The organism is Psychromonas algarum (assembly GCF_004376845.1).
Taxonomy (GTDB): Bacteria; Pseudomonadota; Gammaproteobacteria; order Enterobacterales; family Psychromonadaceae; genus Psychromonas.
Map to the genome: position 1 here is coordinate 1 of NZ_SNUW01000029.1, position 4,404 is coordinate 4,404.

General features: G+C 36.5%; 3 protein-coding genes. All 3 read left to right on the forward strand.

The window, feature by feature from the left end; all coding sequences use genetic code 11:
• Window positions 1-557: 557 nt before the first annotated feature.
• Window positions 558-2,318, forward strand: coding sequence for a sodium:solute symporter family transporter (locus E2R68_RS13730; protein WP_134278247.1), 1,761 nt, complete (start codon window positions 558-560; stop codon window positions 2,316-2,318).
• Between the two features lie 134 nt (window positions 2,319-2,452).
• Window positions 2,453-3,388: a 2-dehydro-3-deoxygluconokinase gene (kdgK, locus tag E2R68_RS13735; protein WP_134278248.1), complete on the forward strand. Its 936-nt coding sequence runs from the start codon at window positions 2,453-2,455 to the stop codon at window positions 3,386-3,388.
• A gap of 32 nt (window positions 3,389-3,420) precedes the next feature.
• Window positions 3,421-4,044: a bifunctional 4-hydroxy-2-oxoglutarate aldolase/2-dehydro-3-deoxy-phosphogluconate aldolase gene (locus tag E2R68_RS13740; RefSeq protein WP_134278249.1), complete on the forward strand. Its 624-nt coding sequence runs from the start codon at window positions 3,421-3,423 to the stop codon at window positions 4,042-4,044.
• Window positions 4,045-4,404 lie beyond the last annotated feature (360 nt).

Here is a 4,404-nt window from a genome sequence, read left to right on the forward strand (position 1 = left end):
ATAGGTTGTGCAAGATAATTATCGGTATCACGAATGAGTGTTGCTAGGCTTTTCCCCATTAACGTGGGTGTGCCGAGCGCTTGTTGTATCGCTTCTATTTCTTGTTTGTCCATGAGTACGGCGTTTGAGTTAGCAAGCATAATGACCTCGTTGCGTAGAAAATTAATATAAAAACTGGGTTAAAGTAATACAAATAAGTAAAATAATTATCTCGGTGTTTGCTGTTTTTGTGCTGAAATATAGGTTTTTTACTTTTTCTTATTATGAGTATTAAATGTTAATTGGTCACTTTTTAGTGTCTATAGTGTGAAATAGATTGTTTATATTGTGTTTTTTGGTGCTTTTATGTTTATATTTGTGATCTGTTTAACTTCTAAGTGTCTTGTTATAAAAATTTGATGTTAAACCTTATCTTATTGATTAATAAGATATTTACCCCCTACCTTGTTATTGTGTGATCCAGATCACCGATCATGTCTTTTTGTATTACAAATAGAGGCCTGTGAGGTACAATTTTTAGATTATAAAAATAATAAATTAAACTTTAGAGGGTTGTTATGAATATAGACATCATTGTTGTACTCGCTTACTTCGCGTTTTTAATCGCGATAGGTTGGATGTTCCGCTCATTTAGTACGTCTACGAGTGACTATTTCCGTGGGGGCGGTAAAATGCTTTGGTGGATGGTAGGTGCGACAGCATTTATGACTCAGTTCTCCGCATGGACCTTCACTGGCGCTGCTGGTAAAGCTTTTACTGATGGTTTTGCTGTTGTAATTTTATTCTTAGCCAATGCATTTGGTTATTTCATGAACTGGGCTTATTTTGCTCCTAAATTTAGACAGTTACGGGTAGTCACTGCAATTGAAGCAATTCAGAAACGATTTGGTAGAACTTCTGAACAGTTTTTCACGTGGGGTAGCATGCCAGACAGTATTATTTCTGCTGGTATTTGGTTAAACGGTCTTGCTATTTTTGTTGCAGCTGTATTTAACATCCCAATGGAAACAACAATTGTTGCTACTGGTTTAGTTTTACTTGTGATGTCTGTTACGGGTGGATCTTGGGCCGTTGTTGCATCTGATTTTGTGCAAATGCTAGTTATCATGGCTGTTACAATTACGTGTGCTATTGCTGCTTATATTCAAGGTGATGGTATAACGAATATTATCAACAACTTCCATGGTAATTTCATGGTAGGTAGTGATTTAAACTACATGAGCATTTTTGTTCTTTGGATTATCTTCATTTTTGTTAAACAATTCGGTGTAATGAATAATAGTATTAACTCGTACCGTTATTTATGTGCAAAAGACAGTGAAAATGCACGTAAAGCTGCTGGTCTTGCTTGTATCTTAATGATTGTTGGTCCTGTTATCTGGTTCCTACCTCCTTGGTACGTTAATGCCTTTCTTCCTGATTTTGCTAATGCTTACGCATCTATGGGAAATAAGGCGGGTGATGCTGCTTATTTAGCGTTTGTACAAGAAGTGATGCCTGCTGGTATGGTTGGCTTGTTGATGGCAGCTATGTTCGCTGCAACTATGTCTTCAATGGACTCTGGTTTGAACCGTAATGCGGGTATTTTTATTCGTAACTTCTATTCACCTGTTATCCGTAAAGAGAAAGCGAGTGAAAAAGAATTAATGTTTGCAAGTCGCGTTGCTACTGTTGCAATGGGTTTGATTATTATTGCTATTGGATTATTTATTAATTCACTTAAAGGGTTAAGTCTATTTGATATTGTACTGAATGTTGGTGCTTTAATTGGCTTCCCTATGTTAATCCCTGTATTACTTGGTATGTGGATCCGTAATACTCCCGATTGGTCTGGTTGGGCTACGTTAATCGTCGGCGCTTTTGTTTCGTACTTCTTTGGTATTGCTTTAACAGCAGATGATGTTAATCATTTCTTACATTTAGATCCGATATTAACTGGTCGTGAATGGGGTGATTTAAAAGTAGGCTTAAGCTTGGGGGCTCACGTTGTTATTACTGGTGGTTTCTTCTTGTTAACTTACTTCTTCTTTAAGCCTCGTTCTGAAGAGCGTGAAGCTGAAGTAGAAGAATTATTCCGTGATTGGGATACGCCTGTTCTATCATCTGGTTCTGAACAACAAAATCTTGATACAAGACAACGTTCTATTTTAGGTAACTTAACTACTATTGCTGGTTTTGGTATATTAGCGATGGCATTGATACCAAATGAGCCAATGGGACGAGTTATGTTTATCATATGTGGTTCTTTGGTATTAGTTTCTGGTATATTACTGATCCAAGCTTCTAAAAAGCCTGCACCTATAGAAGCTGAAGAATAATAATTATACGATTTGCGCAGATAAATTGCCTCTGCGCAAAGAAATCTTTAAATATTAGTATAAAATGCTGTGATTATAAACATAGCCACGCATAGCCAAATTATGATGGCAAATATAATAAGTAGAGGATACAAATGAGTAATCTAAATATCGCTTTAATTGGCGAGTGTATGATTGAATTACAAGAAGTTGATGGCGTTTTACGTAAAAGCTTCGGTGGTGATACATTAAATACAGCTGTATATTTATCACGCTTAACGGCGAATAAAGCGGTTAATGTGAGCTATGTTACTGCATTAGGTCAAGATCAAATCAGTCAAGATATGATTGATAGTTGGTCTGCTGAAGGCATTAATACACAGTTTGTACAACGCTCTGATACTAAACAACCAGGTCTATACATGGTTGAAACTGATGATACAGGCGAACGTAGTTTTTTATATTGGCGTGATGATGCGGCTGCAAAATACTGGCTTGAAACAGCGACTGATGAGCTTATTGAACAGTTACTTGCACAAGATGCAATTTATTTATCAGGCATTAGCTTAGCTATTTTACCGCAAGCTAGCCGTGAAAAACTTTATGATATCTTAGGTCGTTATAAAGAAAATGGCGGCAAGGTTTATTTCGACAATAATTACCGTCCTAAACTATGGGATTCTGCAGAGCAAGCGGCTGAAGGTTTTAAGCGTTTGTTATCAGTAACTCATACAGGGTTGTTAACTTTTGATGATGAACAAGCACTTTTTGGTGATACATCTATCGATGAATGTATTGCTCGTACACGTGCTTTAGGTGTACAGGAAATTGTTATCAAGCAAGGTGGCGGTGAATGTTTAATCGTGACTGCAGATGATTCAGTTAGTGTTGCTGCTACGAAAGTTGCTCCTGAAGATGTAGTTGATACAACAGCGGCTGGTGATTCATTTGCTGCTGGTTATATGTCAAAACGTATACTAGGTGAGTCTAGTGTTGTTTCTGCTCAAAAAGCACACCAACTTGCAGGTACAGTTATTCGTCATAAAGGCGCATTAATTGATGTTAAATACACAGCACCTTTTGTAGATTAACCCATAATTTAAACAGTTTAATAGGATTGAAAATGACAACATTAAATGAAAGATTACAAGCTCTTAAAGTAATTCCTGTAATTGCAATTAAAGATGCTGCTGATGCAGTTCCACTAGGTAAAGTATTAGTTGAAAATGGCATGCCATGTGCTGAAATTACATTCCGTACTCCTGCTGCTGCACAAGCAATCAAAAATCTACGTGAAGCATTTCCTGAAATGCTAATCGGTGCTGGTACTGTATTAACAAGCAAAACTGTTGATGAAGCAATTGATGCTGGTGTTGATTTTGTTGTTAGCCCTGGTTTTAACCCAACAACAGTTAAATACTGTCAACAACGTAACATGCCAATTATTCCTGGTGTAAATAGTCCATCTTTAGTTGAGCAAGCAATGGAAATGGGATTAGATACAGTTAAATTCTTCCCTGCTGAACCTTCTGGTGGCGTATCAATGTTAAAGTCATTAACAGCGGTTTACCCTGTTAACATTATGCCTACTGGTGGAGTTTCACCTACTAACATCAACGATTACTTAAACATCAATGCTGTATTAGCATGTGGCGGTACTTGGATGGTACCTGCTAACTTAGTAGATAATCGTGAATGGGATAAAATTGCTGAATTAGTTAAAGAAGCGGTTGCTGCTTTAAAATAACTTAAATAGCATTTAATACAAAAAGGCCTCGATTATTCATTTAATCGAGGCCTTTTTATTGCCTAAAAAGTATTGTCTGAAATACATTTGTTGATAATGACAGCCTTTTAGATTATTGGAATTTACTGTTTTATATTCTGGATATTTGGTTAATAAGGTAGGTCAAATTAGTCGTAACTGAAGGGCATTAACAATAACATAATGAACAGGTCGCTAAAAACTTAGAACTTAAATTATACCAATTCCGTTAATTATGTGATCTAATAGTACTTCTTTGAAGGAGCTTATATGACCCACGATTTTACAGCCCTAATTAACGCGACATCTAATGCTAGACTCCGATTAAAACTAATTGCGGTT